General features: G+C 65.3%; 1 protein-coding gene and 1 pseudogene. Both read right to left on the reverse strand.

Features of this window, described 5'->3' with window-relative positions; all coding sequences use genetic code 11:
- Positions 1-192: pseudogene (locus tag AC4IJH_RS43675) on the reverse strand (tyrosine-type recombinase/integrase); the annotation flags it as partial.
- On the reverse strand, positions 192-510 hold a 319-nt coding region (locus tag AC4IJH_RS43680; RefSeq protein WP_490857591.1), incomplete at its 5' end, for a helix-turn-helix transcriptional regulator. The pseudogene AC4IJH_RS43675 and the gene AC4IJH_RS43680, both read right to left, overlap by 1 nt.

The raw sequence follows: 510 nt of genomic DNA on the forward strand, positions 1-510 counted from the left end.
GCCCCCCCCCCCCCCCCCACGGCGCGTGGCACTGACCAGCTCAGAGCGGAAAGCGTCCGCGAGCGCCTTCGTGTCAAACGGCGCACGCCACTCCCTGCCATCCAGCTCCCAGCGAACTGTGTGGGTGGTCTTGCGCTTGCCCTTGTAGACCGAGATCTTCCAGATCTTGATGTCATACGTCGTGCCGTCCATCAGGCGGCGTCCTCCCGAACTTCCAACCACCGGTCGTATTCGCTCCGATAGACCCGGAGGGCCCCGTTCGGCAGCGTGATGCAGCGAGGGCCGCGCCCCTTGGCGCGCCAGTCGTAGAAAGTGGAGCGCGCAACCTTTAAGTCCGCGCAGATCTCAGCGATGGTGAGTTTCGCGTCGCTCGATTTCGCCATGGTCAACTCCAAGCGGCCTGGTCCTTCTGAGGGATCCGCCACATCCGCCACGCCGCCACACCGCAGGTCAGCGGCATGATTTTGTGGCGGATAGCGGTGGTGTGGCGGATAGGTGCCGCCGCGGGCT

The sequence above is a fragment of the Streptomyces sp. UF-297 genome, from assembly GCF_058245575.1.